Here is a 16,871-nt window from a genome sequence, read left to right as displayed (position 1 = left end):
GTTCACACAATGGTAGCCAAATGCCTGGTTCATCTAGCACACCCGTTACGTATTCAGGGAAATGTGATTGAAGCGCATTTGCCGGGGACGCGCATCGGTGAGATATGCGAGATTCAGAAATCATTACTTGAACCCGAAGTGCTGGGGACGGCCCAGGTGATTGGATTCAATAAGGAGCATACGTTACTGAGCTTGCTTAACGATAATCAGGGCTTTTCACGCAGCAATGTCCTGCTGCCGACCGGCAAGCCTTTTCGTATCGATGTTCATAAAAATATCGCCGGGGCAATCATTGACGCAACCGGTACTGTTCGCGGGCGCCTGGACAACGCCGTGCAGCAGAGTTTGACCGGTGCGCATAGCCTGGAGGCCTGCGGGGCGCCTAAAGATTTTACCCAGCGTAAGCCTATCGCTGAATCTCTGGCGACCGGTGTCAGGGCAATTGATGGCCTGCTGACCTGTGGCCAGGGGCAGCGTATGGGGATTTTTGCGGCGGCGGGTTGCGGCAAAACCTCTTTGATGAGCATGATCGTTGAACATTCCGAAGCGGATATCTACGTCATCGGGCTTATTGGCGAGCGTGGACGTGAAGTCACCGAGTTTGTTGAAGAGCTAAAGCGTTCGTCGCGCTGTTCACAGATCGTGCTGGTTTACGCAACGTCAGACCGTTCCTGTGTTGAGCGCTGCAACGCGGCGCAGATTGCCACGACGATAGCCGAGTTCTTTAGCGAGCAGGGTAAAAACGTACTTCTGTTTATAGACTCAATAACCCGCTATGCGCGAGCGCTGCGTGATGTGGCGCTAAGTATGGGAGAGTTGCCCGCCCGAAGAGGCTACCCGGCATCCGTATTTGAGGCCTTGCCGAAATTACTGGAGCGGCCAGGACGGTTTTTAACCGGTTCCATCACCGCCTTTTATACGGTGCTGATTGAAAATGAGGAAGAGTCGGATGTCATTGGCGATGAAGTCCGCTCGATTCTTGACGGGCATATTTATCTCAGCAAAAAGCTGGCCGCGAAAGGACACTATCCGGCGATTGATATTATGCAGAGCATTAGCCGCGTATTTTTACAGGTAACAGACTCGGAACACCGTCAGTTAGCAAAACGCTTTCGTGAATATCTGGTACGTCAAAAAGAGATGCAGCTCTATCTGGATCTCGGCGAATATCGACGCGGCGAGAATCCGGAAAACGATGCCGCTTTTGATCACAAAAACCAGATGGAAGCTTTTCTCCAACAAAGCATGGACGAAAAAACCGACATGCAGGCCTGTCTGGAAAGTTTATATGGAAGCGTGGCGTAAAGGGCGCGAGTTTGTCTCCCTGCTGGAGCGCAAACAACAGATTCTGCAGGGCGATATCGTAAAAACGGAAAACCGATTAGCAAAAATAAGGCAGACAATTGCTGAGCATCAGCAGGAGTGCGCGGATATCAACCAGCAGATAAAAATGTTAACCCCTTCCGGCTTACACAGCCGTGCGGATATTTATAAGGGAATAAGGAAGCAGGGGGCTTTATTAACTCACCAGCAGTTGGTTCTTCATAAAATAAATCAGCTGGAAAATGAAAAATATAATCTGGAGCACAATCTTGAGCAGCATCGCGCCGCAATGAGCCTGCTGGATAAAAAGCACTACAAACTTTCTTATTATTTGCAGCCGCTGCGCCGCGATTATATACGCCGCTGCGACAATGATGCAGAAAACGAAATTCAGGAGATTGCGGGTTATGGTAGAAAAAGTTTCTGAAGTCAGTATGAGCGTTACGATGAAGGGCGATTCAACGCCGGATGACAACGCGCTGCTAAAACATATTGCGAAAAAGAAAAAGCAGGATGAGGGCGGCGAGAATATTTCGCTGGCCGCCATGCTACCGCCGGGTGCGCTGGTTAGATTAACGACCTCCTTAGCGAAGGGGGGAGGCCTGCAGAAAACCGAAAAGCAGGCTGCAAAAGAAGTCGCTGCCGCCTCTTTGGGCCTTGCCGCCGAAGCACGCCAGACGAAGAAGGGCGATGGCCTGCGTCGGCAGGTGGCGTTGGTCGTTGCTGGCCAGATGGCTACGCAGAACGCAGGCAAAAACTCCGTCGTCGTCCAAAAAGGCGAGGTCACCAGCCCGTTAAGCACCAGGGCTGTGGCGAGCGCATCCAGAACCGAGGGGCAATCCACCACGTCTGTCGCCATAAACGTTGCAACAAATACGCTCGTAGACGCGGCTACAAAACTTCATCAATCCACCACGGCTCAGCACCCTCAGGCTGCCGCCGTAGTAAACCCTGGCATCGTCACTACATCGGCCCCGGAGGCTGAGGCGGGCCGCCAGGAAAAGCCGTTTCGAATAAAGGAAGATTCTGGCGAAGCAAGACCGCTTTGGCAGGGGGCGAAGCAGCCGGAGAACGTGGTGCCAAAGCAGGGCGAAACAGCGGCACAAAGCAGAAATAGCCCCGCAACGCTCCAGCAGCTGAAGACTCAGGCCGGTTTGGAAAGCGGGGTGAAAGGCGAAAACAAAGGCCAGACGCTCGAAGTGAACTATCAGTTTCAACGCTGGTCCGGCGACCATTCGGTCAGAATTTCGGTGCCAACCGAAGCACGCCGGGAAGGGAATGTCACTTTGCTTCCTTCCGATGCTCGTGCAGCGGATGTGCTGCTTCGCAATATGGGCCATTTGACAGGTCTCAGCCCCGATCTTCTGCGCCCACAGCAGGAGCGAGATGAACAGCAACAGCAGCGGCGGCAGCAGCAACAGCAGGATGAGGATCAGGAATGAGTTTGAGAGATCATTTACGCAAGCTTGACGGCCGCCAACTGACGCTTGAGCTGCTGCGTAACCATCACCCTGGTAGTGAGATCGCTGAGTTTAGCGGGCAGGAGCGCTATTTGCAGGTGCAGCTTGAGGATAAGCAGGGTAGCCGGTCGCAGGCCTGGCTTAGCGTTGACGCCTGGCTCGGATACATGGATGTCCACCTGCCCGATATCCCCTGGTTGGAGGTTCCCCTCAACTATCTGGCGCGCTGGTTAAACCATCTCGAACTGAGCTTTTTGGTCGAGGAGCAGGTGTGGGATGCGATACATATTGCGCTACCCGCAGGCGCCCTGCCGGAAAAGGCGCTTGCGATCCCCGCAGAGCCTTGCCAGCTGCTGTGCCTTGACTGGCCACAGAGCGGGGAGCGCGCATTGCATGTACCGGCCATCTCCGCCAATCAGGTGCCTTTCCAGCTGAACTACGTGCTGGGATACAGCCAGCTCTCCCTTGCCCAGTTAGCAGACGTGGCTGCCGGGGATTTGCTGCTGATAAAACAGAACTTGCCCCATCTGACGGTAGGCGATCGCCAACTTTTTAAACTGAGTTATTACCCTAATCAGGAGGTTATTGTGGAAGAGCAGTTAGAAGAGCATTACCAGGAATACTATGAAGATGAGGTTTTGCACGACTGGACCAGTCTGCCCGTCAATATTAAATTTGTGCTGGATGGCCGGACGGTGACACTGGCGGAATTAGATGCAATAACGCCGGGCACGTCATTGGCGCTGACCCCAGAAGCAGAACAAAATATTAAAATCTACCTCAACAAAAAACTATTTGCCCGCGGTGAGTTGGTGGCTCTGGAGAACGGATCTCTGGCGGTTGAGGTTAATCACGTGAACCCCACCCTGCCAGGTAACATGGTACAGCCTGATGTTGAGTAATGATATTTCTTTAATTGCGATATTGTCGTTTTTCACCTTATTGCCTTTTATTATTGCCGGGGGAACCTGCTTTATTAAGTTCTCCATTGTGCTGGTGATGGTGCGCAATGCCCTCGGGATCCAACAGGTACCTTCGACCTTAACCTTAAATGGCGTAGCGCTTATTTTAAGCGCTTTTGTCATGATGCCCGTGTGTCAGAAAATTTCCGGCTATATTGAAGAAAACCATATCGACTTCAATGACAGCAGCTCCGTAACTCAACTTATGGATCAGGGGTTGGGAAGTTACCGGGCTTATCTGGTGAATTATTCCGATCATGACTTAATCCGCTTTTTTAATAAAGTACAGCAGCAAAGAACCGGTGAGCCGGAGCCTGAGGTGGAAGACCATGAATTAACGGGCCTGCCGCTCATGACCCTGATGCCAGCCTATGCGCTAAGCGAAATACAGAGCGCATTTAAAATTGCGTTTTATCTTTACGTCCCGTTTGTAGTCATCGATATGGTGGTTTCAAGTATCCTACTGGCGTTGGGGATGATGATGATGAGCCCGGTGACCATTTCGATTCCTATTAAGCTCATTCTGTTCGTGTCAATGAACGGTTGGAGTTTGTTAACCAAAGGACTGATCGCCCAGTACGCCGATCTGATGACATCATGAGTAATGTATTATTTATTGGTAACTCCGCGCTGCTCGTTGTGCTGAAGCTAACGGCGGTACCTATCGCCTTTGCTACCATCGTTGGCATTATCGTTGGCCTGTTTCAGACCATCATGCAAATTCAGGAACAAACGCTGCCTTTTGGGCTGAAAATGCTGGCGGTATTTGCCAGCATTTTTATGCTGATGGAGTGGTTTTCAGCCGAAATGACGAATTTCGCCACTCAGGCTTTTTATATGGCTTTTCGTTAAAACGGAAAATATATGCTGTTTGTGGCGTTCTATCTTAATTTTCAGCACAGCGTGCTGACTTTTGTCATCGTTTACGCGCGGCTGGCTATCGTCTTTTATATGCTGCCGGTACTGGGCGAACGGGTTCTATCAAATCTGATTATTAAAAACACGATTATCTCGCTGACGATCATCGGTCTTTGGCCCTGCTTTGAAACGGTATTAAGTCCAGAGCAGGGGTGGCTTATTATTATAATTAAAGAATGTATTATCGGGTTAATTTTAGCGTTTACGCTGTGTATGCCTTTCTGGGTAGTCATCGGCCTCGGTGAAATTCTTGATAACCAACGCGGCGCGACAATCAGTGACAGTATCGACCCGGTTAACGGGGTGCAAAGCTCGATATTATCGGGTTTTTTAAACTTTGCCTTCGGTGCTATTTTTTTTGCCAGCGGAGGCATGCGGCTACTTATGGAAGTGATGGTGCAAAGCTATCAAATGTTTCCACGAGGGAGTTCCTTAGAAGGTGTTCACTGGGAACAGGCCGGACATCTGCTGGTGGTATTAGTGCAAAACAGCATTCTCCTTGCTGCGCCGGTGATGTTAGTGATGATGATCGCCGAAATGTTGCTCGGCGTGTTCGCACGTTATTGCCCGCAGCTCAACCCTTTTTCACTGTCTCTAACCATCAAGAGCTTTATCGCCTTCGCAGTTTTCCTTTTCTACGGCTTTCATTCGCTATCTGAGAAACCGCTACACATGTTCTCGCTTTCAGGTTTTCAGCAATTTCTTACCTGAGGAAATATTTCTATGGCAGAAAAAACAGAACAGCCTACCAGTAAAAAGCGCAAGGACTCGTCTAAAAAGGGCCAGACGTTTAAAAGTAAGGATCTTATTACCACGGTGATACTGCTAACCGGGATCTTTTACCTGGCCTATGGCATGAGTTTCAGTGACTTCACCCATTTTTACTCCATGACCCTGCTGTACAGCACCCAGATTGGGATAAATGATTTCCTCATGGGCTTAATGCGTATTTTCTTTCTGCTTAGCCTGCCATTTATTGCGCTTTGTGCGCTGGTGGGTATGGCCGCAACCTTGCTGCAGACTGGGTTTTCTATTGCAACTGAAGCCATCAAGCTAAATTTCAAAGCGCTAAACCCGGTGGAAGGGGTAAAAAAGATCTTCAGCATGCGCACGGTAAAAGAGCTGGTGAAATCAGTTTGCTATCTCATTGTATTTGCGGCGACCTGCTACTGCCTGATTCACAACGACCTTCGCCAGGCATTAACGCTTTATCGGACCGATATAGCCGGGCTTATTGCTTGTTGGGTTTCGCTGACGCTGAAGGCCGTGCTGGTGTTTATTGGCTGGTCGGTTTTTGTGCTGATTGCAGATTTTATCGTTGAATATTTTCTCCATTTCAAAGATCTCAAAATGGATAAACATGAGGTCAAACAGGAGCGTAAAGAGAGCGACGGCAATCCACAGATTAAAAGTGCCAGACGGCGAGCGCACCAGGAGATACTTTCCGGGGAGGAAATGGCCGCGGTCAGAAATTCTGAGGTGGTGATGGCGAACCCAACGCATATCGCGATGGCGATCTATTTTAACCCGGAAGTGGCATCGCTGCCCTTTATTGCTCTGCGTTGCACCAACATGAAAGCCAAAGCGGCGATTGCCTATGCGGAAAAAATCGGCGTGCCGGTAGTACGCAATATTCCGCTTACCCGCAGGCTGTATCGCACCTATAGCCAGTACAGCTTCATTTCGCTAAATGATGATGTGCTGATTGACGTTATGGACATTCTTATCTGGCTGCGTCAGGTCGAAGCCGCGGGCATGACCCAAATGGCGGCGGCCGACGAGGAGGCCGAATCTACATTGCCGGAAAGTCAGCAACCGCCAACGGGCCATTCGTAGCGGACACCTGTGCGGTTTTTTTGTATTAACTACCGGGGCGCAACAGTATGATGATTATATCTTCTTCACTGTTCGCCTTTGGGTTAATTGGCTGTTTTTAGATGTTAACAACTAATAAGGAAAGAGGCTGCAATGGCTAATAAAAATATGTTGGAATTACTCAACGATGAAGAAGAATTTAAAAGTGATGAGCAACTCGATGCTTATGCTGAAAGCCTGCTGGATGCCATTCAAAACGGGGCGACGCTTAAGGATGTCTATGCCGTACCTAATGACACCATGCAGGACGTTTATAAGCTGGCGTACGATTTTTATCATCATGGAAAGTTGGACGATGCCGAGTCTCTGTTCCGTTTTTTGTGCATTTATGATTTCTATAACCCTGAATATGCAATGGGTCTTGCGGCGGTCTATCAGCTTAAAAAGAACTATGCCAAAGCTATCGAATTTTATGCACTTGCTTATTCCTTATCTAAAGATGACTTCAGGCCAATGTTTTATGCCGGTCAATGTAACCTGATGCTGCGACAGAGTGTGCAGGCTCGTAAATGCTTCGATATTGTTATTAGCAGGTGTAAAGACGCGTTATTAAGTGAAAAGGCGAAAGCCTATATTTCCGCGCTTAATAAAATAAATAATGACAAGACCGATACTCCTGAAGAGGAGAAACTTAATGAGGAATAATAATGGAGATAATCAGGCAGGTGGCGCGACCAGTCATTCTGGAGCAAGCGACCCAAGAGCCGGTAGACCAACATCAGGCGGGGATGGAAGCGGGCGATGTTGAGTTAAAAAAACAAACCGCACAGGCAAAACGCCTCGGCAATGCGGAGTTAAAAGATCATCCGCAGCTGAATTCTGTCAAGGGTGCGCTGCAAACCCTGCAGCCCGATCAGCTGCTCAAGCTGTTGAAATCGACTATCAATACCGTCAACGGGAATACCCCAAGGACGAACTTAGATAACCAGGACATTCCTCAGCTTAAGTCTCCGGCGAGCCGCGAGCCCGCCACGGCAAAAAGCGGCAGCGAAGCGAAGCTTTCTGCTTCGGCCTGGGCGACGGCATTGCTCGGGAAAGTCATGCAGCTCACGAATGAAACGTCGATGAGTAACCTGCTCGCCCAGCTGCAGGGCATCAACGCCATGATGGATGGCGCCGCGAGTGCCTATTCCGAGATGGCAGCCCAGTTAGAGCTGCAGGGGACGCAATGGGCCAGCGATGCTGACGCGCTTAAAGCTGCGCAACAGCAGGCGGATGCGCTTTCACAGGATGTCGGAAAGGCCCAATCTGCGCTTGATGACGCGCAAAGAAAATTAGCAGCCCTTGAGGCCGAGGCCGCAAAACAAGACCCGGTTTCTGAAGAACTACAGGACAAGGTTGATGCTGCTAAAACGGCGGTGAACGCTGCGCAGGCTAACCTCACCCAGGCCACAACCGCCTATAACAACTTTGCTAATAAGACGTTGAATCCTGCAATCGCTGCGGAGAAAAGCTCCCGATCGGCATTAGATGCGACGCAGGCTAAGTCGCAGAAGATGGTTGAGTCGTTCAACCCGCAGCAGCAAAGCACCATTGAACAGCGGCGTAAGGAGGCTGACGCAGAGTCTAAAACCCTGACATTCCTCATGGCCCTGATGGCGCAGCTGATTAACAAAAGTTCCAGTGACGATCTTCAGGCGTCGGCGGAGCTGAAGCAGAAATTGGCGGAAGCAGCGGCTAAGGACGCGGAGAAAAAGGCCAAGGAATACGAAGAGGAAGTGCGTAAAGCTGAAGAAATGCAGAAGACGATGGGCTGCATTGGCAAGGTTTTGGGCTGGATTGTTACGGCCGTCAGCTTTGCCGCTGCGGCATTCACCGGTGGCGCTTCTTTGGCACTGGCGGCCGTTGGGCTAGCGCTGGCGATTGGTGACGAGATAAGCCAGGCCGTGACCGGCCGTTCGTTTATGGCCGACGCGATGCAGCCGCTGATGGATGCGATCGTGAAACCGCTGATGGAGATGATGGGCAAAATATTCTCAGCCATTCTTCAATCCTTCGGCGTCGATAAAGACACGGCAGATATGGTGGGACAAATCCTGGGCGCGATCGCGGCGGCGGCGGTACTTGTCGCCGGTGTAATGGTGGCGGGTAGCGTGATGAGCAAAGTTTTTGGCACGGTGATGAAAAAGATTGGTGTCGACGTGGCAGAAGAAGCCAGCAAGACCATGGCCAAAAATGTTGCTGTTGAAGTGGAAAAAGAGGTCGTTAAAGACGTCACCAAAAACGTGGTGCGCACCGCGGTGAAGGAAGTTGCGGAAGAGGTAGCGCAAGAAGTGGCTGAAAAAGCCACAAAATCTACCATGCAAAAATTGATGGACAGTGCCATCGGCCAGGTTATTAAGCGGCTAAGCAAAGGTTTTGGCCGTTCATTGGGTGCAGACGAGTTGCAAATGGCCAAGGTTTCTAATTACAGCCAGAAGGCTGTGGTGGGTCTGAGCATGGTCAATACCTCAAGCCAGGCGGCTGTCGGGATTGTTGCGGCCAGTATGCTGCTGGAAGCGTCGAAGATCAGAGCTGAAATGATGAAGGACGCAGCGCTTCAGGATTTGCTTAACGAAATGATGAATCGCGCCATCGATAGCTTTACCCATCGAATGGAATCGGTCAGTGAGATTGTGCGCAATATCTCAACGGTTGCGGAAAACCAGGCGCAGGCCGGTAAATATATTACTAAACAGATGAGTGCAGTTGCCGGATAAACGGCGGGACTATTTTTTACCCGCAATAATATAAAGGAGTTTTATCAATTATGTCCGATCCAATTATTGGTGCTGGTGCGTCCGAGCGTTATTTACGCGTGCAGGACGTTCAGACCGAAACAAAAACTGTTGTTATTCAGGAAGAGAAAAGAAATGTCCAGGACATGTCCGATCTCGCAAAAAAAGAGGGCATGCTGTCGTTGATGATGGAAAAGCAGAGTCTGCGTACCGATATGACTCAGGCATCATCTGCGGCACAGAAACGCAAAGGGGGAGATATTGAAACTGATACCCCGGCTAAAACTGTGAAATTATCCGTCGCAGGGGAAGGGGATGCAAATAAAGCAGAGCGCCTGGCAGCCTCAGTGCCTGGCGTATTAACTTCACAGATCAATATTACGCAGCCAAATAATAAATCGGCAGATATCGGGAAAAGTGACAGTCAGTCATCCGTGAGCAACGCTTCGTCTTCCGCTGGTCAAGCTCGTTCGCAGCCCGCTGTGGAAGGCGGCACTGATATCACCGCCACAGATGCCACGGGCCCACGGTTCATCAACGTTGTGGGTTCCATGAAGCAGCTCGAGGTGAGCAATACCATCACCACCGTAATGTTAAATGCTGAACGAGATGCCAACAAAGCGGCGGCGGCGGCAACAAACCGCAGCGTAGATGCGGCGGCTCGCGCAGGTAATAAAACCATTGAGGCTGCTCGACAGAATCTCAACGGGGCGATCACCTCCGGCGCGCTGGGTATTGCAGGACAGGGAGCAACGACCGCGACCCAGATGAAGGCGCTAAATAAAGAAGGCACTTCCATCACCAAGAATCTGAAACCGGCCCGCAACCTTGAGCTTGGCGTTCGCGAGCATCAGACCGCGATTAAGAGTGGCAAGGACACCATGGTTCATCAGAACAAAAAGCTGTCCGGCGATGTTGAGGCCACCATGACACATCCGCAGGCTGCTGATATGCACGCCAGCGCGCTTAAGCGCGATACCCACAATTCGGTACAGCTCGCGACGCAGAAGAGCCGTGTTACCGCCGAGTACGCCAACCAGGGTATTCGTTCCGGGCAGGGGGCTGTTGAAGGGGCATTTGGCGTATCAGCCGCTGAGAAGCAGAAAGAGGCAGAGCTGGCCCGCGCCGACCGCGATGTTAACAGCGAACTGGCCAATACCCAAAGTCAAACGGCCAAGAAGGCCGCTGAGACCAATGCGGCCATCAGAAGTATGACCGACACCATACTCAACGCTAATAACAGCGCAGTATCTTCCATCGCGGAACGTACACGCTAAATCTGAAGAATAAGCAACGTATGCAGGGATACCCTGCATACGTTGCTCAAAAGGAATATCGCCATGCTTAACGTAAATAATGCTGTACCCAACCCCGTTAGTTATTATTCCTCTGATACCAACGCTACCCAGGCTGCGCCGATGGCTGAAACCCACGCAGGTTCAACTTCGGAACTGACTACGAAACTAATAAAAGAGCTTATTGCTCAGTTGGATACCCCTAATAAGGCGGATAAGTTTGATGAAATTAGGGCACTACTTGGTCAGTATGGTTTGGATACCAGCGGCGAAGATTTTAACAACAGCAAACTGCTTGCCGCATTAGAGTGTCTCAAAACGGCCAATGACGGCGCGCAACCGTCGGATGACGTTGCTGAGATGGTCGCCAATCAGGAACAGCGTGTAAAGAGTAGCGCTCAGGCGTTATCGGATATCCAACGCGAGATCGTAACAAATCGTACTAAGGCGAACTATTCGTTAAGCCAGTTTTCGGCTGAGAAACAAAGAGCGGCGCAGGAACCTGCATCGGAGCCAAAGAGCGGTGATGACGAAATTTCCACCCACACCAGCTATGCCGAGCTGTGGGCCAGAATGGCCCTCGCCATTAAAGAAATCAAAGGCGATTACGTAGATTTCTATGCCGATTTGATGCAGAAGTATACGGAAATGTACGAAGCTTATAATACGCACGTGCAGGGAGCGGCATCCAAAGCCGTTTCCACAGGTGATGACGGTAATAATGTTAAGTTCGATACATCCGTCATGAAAAAAGGGTATGACGACTTCAGGAATGAAGTTAACGGTATCGACCTGGGCAGTGTAAAAAACTGGGATAAAATGACGCCGGAAGAGCGTAAAAGTATGGAAACCACGCTTGCGCCTGCCTTTAAAGTAAACGGTAGCGGTAAAATCGAATTCAACCTCGATCAGTACAGCGATGCACCTAATTATCCATCAGGTATTAGCGGTGGCAAAGTTTCTACGGCCAGCTACCAGGCGTGGCTTGCCTCCTTTAATGCAGGCGGCAGCGCCCTGCAAAGTAATATGCAGGCTTTTGCCCAACGTTATAGCCAGGCAAACAGCACCTTCGATAATTTAAATAAAGTATTGAGTGGTGCGATCGCGTCCCTTGCGGAAAGTGCAAAAGACGTTCTTAAAGCCTTAGGTTAAAAATTTGCTGGGTGGGTTATATGAACAGCATCTACAGGTTCGCATCGCAAGAAAGTTTAAGACAAGATATTTATCTGACTCAGGGAGTAAATGAAACCTATGGTGCATTCGCCTGCCGCGTTTCGGGTTTGCAGGTGAAATTTGCGGAACCAGACACTTTTTTAAGACGTATGAACAGTGGGTCGTCTAACAGCTCGCAGGGGAGTTTTAAAGAACATTTTGGCTATGCTTCTGCATCAGAAGAGCATCATTCATTGCCAGGTGAAGGGGTTTGCGCCGCACAACGTTATTATTTTCATATGCGAGCAGATACCCTAAATCAAGCTACTTCGCACAATAATGACCGTGCCGATCAAGCTTTAATCGCGCAGCCTGAAATATCCAGTCGCTATCGAGAAACGAGTGATAAGCCAAAAAAAACGGTCTTTCAGCGGCTGTTAAATTTCCTAACCCGGTGCTTTATGCCCTGCATCAAAGTCAAAACATAGGACAGTTGAGGAGTTATTATTATGCCTGGATCTATTAATGGTGCAGTCAGACAGGATATTCAATCTATCTATGCCAGAGGCATGGATAGCTCTGCATGCGCGACCGAGAGACCCGCTTTTATCAATCTGATTACAGAAGGTAGAAACGATCCGATAGCCCTATTTAGACAACAGCCGCATCAGACCGTTAATGCAAAACAGCTTGTTTGTCATGAGGCGCAAAAAAATCTCCCAGCCGATTTTCTTCAAAAAGAATTAAGCCCTGAAGGAAATAAGATCAGGACGCTTATCGGTGTTATCTATAAGGATGTGCAAGATAGCGGTAATCCAGAAGATCTAGCCAAGCTTGATAAAGTTTGTAAGAAACTTGCCGAAGCTAACGGCAATGAAAATAAAGAGCAGAAGGTAGCAAAAGAACTCTCAGGCCTGGTTTCAAAATACAGCGCGGGCGCTTTTGAGAAGGTGATCAACAAGTATATTGAACACTGTATGGAAGCCTGGGAAGATCATCACCAGGCGAAGTCAGTGGATACTCACGACAAGGCCATCTTCAAGCAATGTCTGGATGTTTGCAAATCTACCCTGAAGCACGACGTAGAAGGTCTGACACAGCCCAATCAGCCATGGGAAACGATGGCCCAGAAGCTGAACTTTTTCGTCAATGACTGTGCCGCTATTTCGAAAACGCTGACATTTTATGATGCGGAACCGGTGACCCCTGCACCACAAGGCCCGGAGATGCTGAATCCTAACCCCGACGGTGGTGCAGATAACCAAAGAGTATTTATTCCAACCGGGCCAGGGCAGGGCGGCATTACTCTGAATATCACCAGCCAAGGGGGGAGTGTTGGCGATATTACCCATTCAGTTGGTGCGGCGAATACTTCGCCTGCGGACTCTAACTCTACGATTGTTAAGCACATTCTGGATTCAGGGCTTACCAATATTGAAAAGGTGGGTCTCATCAAAGACCTGTTTAATGCTGGCATTGGAGGCGGTAGCAACTTCCTTGGAAATCTGGCTGGCGTAAAGGGCTACAAGCAAGAGCTGGCTGTCGACACTCCGCAGCAAAACGTTGCCAGGCGGGAAATTGAAACCCAGACACCAAAGCCTGAATTAAAGAGCATCGCTACTCAAACTGAGGGGGCGACTGAAACGGAAACTGTTCACGATTCGAGCCTTGACCCTGAGCCCAAAGTTCAGCAACAGCCAACCATTGTGGTTGAACAAAACATGCTGAAGACGGCGTTCGATGGCGAGGCGTCCAAAACGCAGAATGCGCAAAATTTGGAAGCGGACAACGTCGATGGCGTCGTACTGCGCGAGAAAAAGGAGCCGTCCGGCCGCACCTCTTTATCAAACGGTGATTTTATTTACACCACCTCGCGCAACATTGATCCTTTGAATCGCAGATCTTCAACGCCGACGCATTTTATCCCTCCTGGGCCAGAGACTAAACCTGAGCGGGCAAGCGGAAAAGTCGTGACGCTGGCGGATAAGTTTGAAGCTTTGAAGCAAAGGGCTCCTTCAGCCTTCGCTCACCTGGAAAAAAACGGTGCCTTGGCTTCTGAAGGGGAAAAGGCAAAACCAACCGTGGAGCATAATGTTGAGAAGAACTTAACGGATAGCCTGATAAGGCCTGAACCTGAACCCCCACTAAATCCTCAGGTGCAGAGTGACGGTTCGGCAGCGAACAGGGCACCCGCAAATGTCAAAACTGCCAATCCAGGCATGGATTCGACTGATAACGGAATGCTTCGCAAGGATGGTGAAGAGGTTAGCCGTAAATCTGCAGCTGATGGTTTCCAGCCAACGCGAATTAATGCTGCGGCCGTAAATATGCCCGGGAATAGGTCTGGCAACGACCAGGTTTACACAACGGTACGCACTGTGAATTCCTGGAACAGGGAGTCGAAGCCGGTGAGTTTCGTTCCTAAGGGTTCCCAATCTGACTCAGCTGAACTGGATGCGGTGCTGTCGAGGTTAAAGCCACGAGATCAATCTAAATTCGGGGCTCTGGAAAATAAGAGTGTTGAGCAGGACAAAGAAAAACTTCCTTTTCAGGAAAAGTTAGCTGAGTTCATACGCCGACGCGAGCAATAGGTTATTCACTATGAATGAATCAGTGATTGATAAAACGGTAGCTTCGCTGGTGGCTAATCTCATTTATCAGGTAAACGGCGTTCTACCAAAAAATATTAACCTGAAGGATAGTTTAATTACTGACCTGGCAATGGACTCCGTTGAGCTTATAGACCTCCTTATGCGGCTCGAAGAAATAGGCGTAACGATACCAGAGTCCGATATCAGTAGCAGCCTGACCGTTGCGGATATTATCCAGCGCGTGCAGGAAAGTGCATAACGCAGTTCGTTCAATGTCGCCTGAACATAGGGAGGGCGACAGTAAATTAATAAGGAAACTATGTAATGATTACAATGCCGATTCCGCCTGCTGAACTGTACCAGGCGATGGCAAGCGCCAGCGCCAAAGCCGCCACGGCCGCAGGGAATGCCATGAATAGCGTCCAGCAGGGATTTCTTTCTTGCGTGACAAAAGTATACAACTCACTGGTAACGATGAAAGACGCGGTCGTTGCAGGTTTCCATCGCCTTAGTGAGAGGATGAGTCCCTCGGCTGCTGAAGCTCCTGCGTCAACGCCGCCTGTGACTACGCTTAATCCTATCTCGGGAGCCGACACGAGGATATTCTGTCAGGAGTTAATACGGAAAATGGAAGCTGACCCTAGCTCTATAAATGGTATGTTCCGACAGAGTCCAACGATCAAATTTAGCGAATTTAATCAACGCTTGACCGACCAGACTGCATTTCTGGATGCGATCAAAACTAATGAAATTAATAATGTTGAAGCAAGTTTTTTGATAAAAAAATGGATGGGGGAAACGCTGGCGGAAAATAAATTTTCCCCAGAAGAGCGCAGAGCGCTGGTGGCCAATAAAGACAATAAAGCAGAAGTAAATAAAATTTTTGAAAATAAATTCAATTCATCTGATGCTAACGCACGTGAGAATAAAGATAAATTTATTTCGCTACTTTCTGCCATGCGTTCATATAAAGAAATATCTCTAGCAAACATCAATATGGAGAGCCGTCAACACGACCCTAGCGTTGTTGGGATTATGGGTATCGCACAAACATTTGATTTGGATGTAAATCTAATGCTTGCCACAACCCCAGCAGAGATAGCGATGCGTAACAAAGAAAAAGATGAGGCATTGACAGCATTTACGGCCCTGTTGGACCATTGCCCTCCGGGCGTGCCGCCAAAACCGGTCTTTATGCGCTCCTGCTAACCTCCCCGCTTTGTCAGCATACTCAAGGCCTGCTTAGCAGGCCTTTAACTAAATATTTCAGCTAGAAATCGGATGGTGTTGTGCAGATTTATTCCTACGATAATTATTTTATTCTTGGCGTACGTTCATTAATCGAAAAGCTTAATATTAGTGATACCTCCGGAATGATAGTTTTTGATGCGGGCAGCGAGTACGTCTATATTTTCCATGGTGATAAATTACGCCATGCAGATATCAATGATTCATTCAGCGCACTGGTATATTGCAGCCATGCCTTTTTAGGTAAAAATGCCACTCTCAAAGCATATGCTAGTCGCCTTCAAACGAGTCTTGAAAAGGACTTAGATGACGAGACAATGGCCATTTTGACCTGCAGAGAAGAGATGGTAATTAAGGAATTATACAAAGTCCCTAACCGTAAGCATCTTGCCCAGATGTTTAGCATCAGCGAAAAGACCGTTAGCTCGCATACGATAAGAGGGTTACATAAGCTAGGAGTGAAAAATACCAACACGCTACACTGTATTCTTCAAGCCTGGGAGACTGTATTACCGGCAATTCTTCCGGACACGTAATTGTAAAATCCGCCGCATTTATAAAAGAATCCACGCCGGTTCGTGGATTCTTGCATGATGTTAAGGTTTAGTTTGACGTTTAACCGTGATTTGAGTTAACCATTCTTAATTTTATTTAATATATCATTTTGTGCTCATGGTTGTACTCATTACGAGTTGGCTTGTATTCTCAGAGGAAATTCATGGTGTAGCTGTCGGTGTATAATATATTTCTTAGCCTCCTCATTGTTACGGTAAGACATCAATAGCACAAAAAAATAGTTTTCCTGGCTACTTAATCTGCCAGTGCTCAACATCCGGCGGACATTTTCCTTAGCGCTTAAGTTGAGCAAGCGGCCTCCCGTATGTTGGGGTCTTACCGGTATTAATCAGCCGAGGAATGTGCCAGTGCATCTTATTATTCAGAAGTTTTCCCATAAAGCGGTATACGGCTTTACTGCTGGTTAAAAAGTCTTCAGGAATCCATCGACATCACTTCCAGTTCCGGCATGCAAATATTTCATCTGTTTGGTGCACTGGCGGAATTTGAACGTAACTTGACGTCGGAAAGAACTCCCGCCGGGCTTCAGGCTGCCCGGGCAAGAGAGCGTAAAGGTTGGCGGCCAAAGGTGCTGAATAAGGGTTAACAGGCGTTGGCCGTTCGGTTGTATGATGAAAAAAATACTGTCTCACAGATATGTGAAGTCATGGGGGGGGGCAAAATCCACCCTCTATAGATATATTGACGCTGCAAGGAATAATTTTTTTTCATGATTATGCCATCATTTTATTTTGAAGGCGCTTATGGGTGAAAA

General features: G+C 49.0%; 18 protein-coding genes. All 18 read left to right on the top strand.

The window, feature by feature from the left end; translation table 11 throughout:
- Nucleotides 1-9 precede the first annotated feature (9 nt).
- Nucleotides 10-1,305 (top strand): type III secretion system ATPase SctN, encoded by a 1,296-nt coding sequence (sctN, locus tag ACM615_RS03090; protein WP_431011419.1) that lies wholly within the window; start codon nucleotides 10-12, stop codon nucleotides 1,303-1,305.
- The gene (locus ACM615_RS03085; RefSeq protein WP_112287160.1) at nucleotides 1,289-1,750 is read left to right on the top strand and encodes a type III secretion system protein; all 462 of its coding nucleotides are present in this window, start codon (nucleotides 1,289-1,291) and stop codon (nucleotides 1,748-1,750) included. The genes sctN and ACM615_RS03085 overlap by 17 nt, the downstream gene beginning before the upstream one ends.
- Nucleotides 1,731-2,765: a type III secretion system needle length determinant, SpaN/EivJ family gene (locus ACM615_RS03080; protein WP_157960958.1), complete on the top strand. Its 1,035-nt coding sequence runs from the start codon at nucleotides 1,731-1,733 to the stop codon at nucleotides 2,763-2,765. The genes ACM615_RS03085 and ACM615_RS03080 overlap by 20 nt, the downstream gene beginning before the upstream one ends.
- Nucleotides 2,762-3,685 carry a FliM/FliN family flagellar motor switch protein gene (locus ACM615_RS03075; RefSeq protein ID WP_431011418.1) on the top strand — a complete coding sequence of 308 codons (924 nt, stop codon included), beginning with the start codon at nucleotides 2,762-2,764 and terminating at the stop codon, nucleotides 3,683-3,685. Before ACM615_RS03080 ends, ACM615_RS03075 begins: the two co-directional genes overlap by 4 nt.
- Nucleotides 3,675-4,346, top strand: a complete 672-nt coding sequence (locus ACM615_RS03070) for an EscR/YscR/HrcR family type III secretion system export apparatus protein (RefSeq protein ID WP_112287157.1) — start codon at nucleotides 3,675-3,677, stop codon at nucleotides 4,344-4,346. The genes ACM615_RS03075 and ACM615_RS03070 overlap by 11 nt, the downstream gene beginning before the upstream one ends.
- Nucleotides 4,343-4,597 (top strand): type III secretion system export apparatus subunit SctS, encoded by a 255-nt coding sequence (gene sctS, locus ACM615_RS03065; protein WP_112287156.1) that lies wholly within the window; start codon nucleotides 4,343-4,345, stop codon nucleotides 4,595-4,597. The genes ACM615_RS03070 and sctS overlap by 4 nt, the downstream gene beginning before the upstream one ends.
- A gap of 12 nt (nucleotides 4,598-4,609) precedes the next feature.
- Nucleotides 4,610-5,374, top strand: a complete 765-nt coding sequence (sctT, locus tag ACM615_RS03060) for a type III secretion system export apparatus subunit SctT (RefSeq protein ID WP_112287155.1) — start codon at nucleotides 4,610-4,612, stop codon at nucleotides 5,372-5,374.
- A 12-nt stretch (nucleotides 5,375-5,386) separates the two neighbouring features.
- Nucleotides 5,387-6,499 (top strand): EscU/YscU/HrcU family type III secretion system export apparatus switch protein, encoded by a 1,113-nt coding sequence (locus tag ACM615_RS03055; protein WP_120161702.1) that lies wholly within the window; start codon nucleotides 5,387-5,389, stop codon nucleotides 6,497-6,499.
- Between the two features lie 132 nt (nucleotides 6,500-6,631).
- Nucleotides 6,632-7,183, top strand: a complete 552-nt coding sequence (gene sicA, locus ACM615_RS03050; protein ID WP_112287153.1) for a type III secretion system translocator chaperone SicA — start codon at nucleotides 6,632-6,634, stop codon at nucleotides 7,181-7,183.
- 2 nt (nucleotides 7,184-7,185) lie between these two features.
- Nucleotides 7,186-9,237 (top strand): type III secretion system translocon subunit SctE, encoded by a 2,052-nt coding sequence (gene sctE / locus ACM615_RS03045; protein WP_431011417.1) that lies wholly within the window; start codon nucleotides 7,186-7,188, stop codon nucleotides 9,235-9,237.
- A 50-nt stretch (nucleotides 9,238-9,287) separates the two neighbouring features.
- Nucleotides 9,288-10,532: a type III secretion system protein gene (locus ACM615_RS03040; protein WP_431011416.1), complete on the top strand. Its 1,245-nt coding sequence runs from the start codon at nucleotides 9,288-9,290 to the stop codon at nucleotides 10,530-10,532.
- Between the two features lie 63 nt (nucleotides 10,533-10,595).
- Entirely contained in the window at nucleotides 10,596-11,702 is a 1,107-nt protein-coding gene (locus ACM615_RS03035) for an IpaD/SipD/SspD family type III secretion system needle tip protein (protein WP_431011415.1), read from the top strand.
- Nucleotides 11,703-11,722: 20 nt separating this feature from the next.
- Nucleotides 11,723-12,190, top strand: coding sequence for a hypothetical protein (locus ACM615_RS03030; protein ID WP_431011414.1), 468 nt, complete (start codon nucleotides 11,723-11,725; stop codon nucleotides 12,188-12,190).
- Nucleotides 12,191-12,211: 21 nt separating this feature from the next.
- A complete protein-coding gene (locus ACM615_RS03025; RefSeq protein WP_431011413.1) occupies nucleotides 12,212-14,293 on the top strand; it encodes a hypothetical protein in 2,082 nt (693 codons plus the stop codon).
- 10 nt (nucleotides 14,294-14,303) lie between these two features.
- Nucleotides 14,304-14,552, top strand: a complete 249-nt coding sequence (locus ACM615_RS03020) for an acyl carrier protein (protein WP_112287147.1) — start codon at nucleotides 14,304-14,306, stop codon at nucleotides 14,550-14,552.
- A gap of 65 nt (nucleotides 14,553-14,617) precedes the next feature.
- The gene (locus tag ACM615_RS03015) at nucleotides 14,618-15,502 is read left to right on the top strand and encodes a hypothetical protein (protein WP_431011412.1); all 885 of its coding nucleotides are present in this window, start codon (nucleotides 14,618-14,620) and stop codon (nucleotides 15,500-15,502) included.
- Nucleotides 15,503-15,582: 80 nt separating this feature from the next.
- Complete coding sequence (locus ACM615_RS03010) at nucleotides 15,583-16,077, top strand: LuxR C-terminal-related transcriptional regulator (RefSeq protein WP_112287145.1); 495 nt, start codon at nucleotides 15,583-15,585, stop codon at nucleotides 16,075-16,077.
- Nucleotides 16,078-16,565: 488 nt separating this feature from the next.
- Nucleotides 16,566-16,703 (top strand): recombinase family protein, encoded by a 138-nt coding sequence (locus ACM615_RS03005; protein ID WP_431011411.1) that lies wholly within the window; start codon nucleotides 16,566-16,568, stop codon nucleotides 16,701-16,703.
- The last annotated feature ends 168 nt before the right edge of the window (nucleotides 16,704-16,871 follow it).

The sequence above is a fragment of the Rahnella sp. PAMC25617 genome, from assembly GCF_050606005.1.
GTDB lineage: Bacteria > Pseudomonadota > Gammaproteobacteria > Enterobacterales > Enterobacteriaceae > Rahnella > Rahnella variigena.
This window is presented reverse-complemented; position numbering and strand designations above follow the sequence as displayed.

Bases quoted from the DNA above. Each gene is read 5' to 3' on its own strand.
- sctN (WP_431011419.1), top strand. From the start codon at position 10: ATGGTAGCCAAATGCCTGGTTCATCTAGCACACCCGTTACGTATTCAG.
- ACM615_RS03085 (WP_112287160.1), top strand. From the start codon at position 1,289: ATGGAAGCGTGGCGTAAAGGGCGCGAGTTTGTCTCCCTGCTGGAGCGC.
- ACM615_RS03080 (WP_157960958.1), top strand. From the start codon at position 1,731: ATGGTAGAAAAAGTTTCTGAAGTCAGTATGAGCGTTACGATGAAGGGC.
- ACM615_RS03075 (WP_431011418.1), top strand. From the start codon at position 2,762: ATGAGTTTGAGAGATCATTTACGCAAGCTTGACGGCCGCCAACTGACG.
- ACM615_RS03070 (WP_112287157.1), top strand. From the start codon at position 3,675: ATGTTGAGTAATGATATTTCTTTAATTGCGATATTGTCGTTTTTCACC.
- sctS (WP_112287156.1), top strand. From the start codon at position 4,343: ATGAGTAATGTATTATTTATTGGTAACTCCGCGCTGCTCGTTGTGCTG.
- sctT (WP_112287155.1), top strand. From the start codon at position 4,610: ATGCTGTTTGTGGCGTTCTATCTTAATTTTCAGCACAGCGTGCTGACT.
- ACM615_RS03055 (WP_120161702.1), top strand. From the start codon at position 5,387: ATGGCAGAAAAAACAGAACAGCCTACCAGTAAAAAGCGCAAGGACTCG.
- sicA (WP_112287153.1), top strand. From the start codon at position 6,632: ATGGCTAATAAAAATATGTTGGAATTACTCAACGATGAAGAAGAATTT.
- sctE (WP_431011417.1), top strand. From the start codon at position 7,186: ATGGAGATAATCAGGCAGGTGGCGCGACCAGTCATTCTGGAGCAAGCG.
- ACM615_RS03040 (WP_431011416.1), top strand. From the start codon at position 9,288: ATGTCCGATCCAATTATTGGTGCTGGTGCGTCCGAGCGTTATTTACGC.
- ACM615_RS03035 (WP_431011415.1), top strand. From the start codon at position 10,596: ATGCTTAACGTAAATAATGCTGTACCCAACCCCGTTAGTTATTATTCC.
- ACM615_RS03030 (WP_431011414.1), top strand. From the start codon at position 11,723: ATGAACAGCATCTACAGGTTCGCATCGCAAGAAAGTTTAAGACAAGAT.
- ACM615_RS03025 (WP_431011413.1), top strand. From the start codon at position 12,212: ATGCCTGGATCTATTAATGGTGCAGTCAGACAGGATATTCAATCTATC.
- ACM615_RS03020 (WP_112287147.1), top strand. From the start codon at position 14,304: ATGAATGAATCAGTGATTGATAAAACGGTAGCTTCGCTGGTGGCTAAT.
- ACM615_RS03015 (WP_431011412.1), top strand. From the start codon at position 14,618: ATGATTACAATGCCGATTCCGCCTGCTGAACTGTACCAGGCGATGGCA.
- ACM615_RS03005 (WP_431011411.1), top strand. From the start codon at position 16,566: ATGCAAATATTTCATCTGTTTGGTGCACTGGCGGAATTTGAACGTAAC.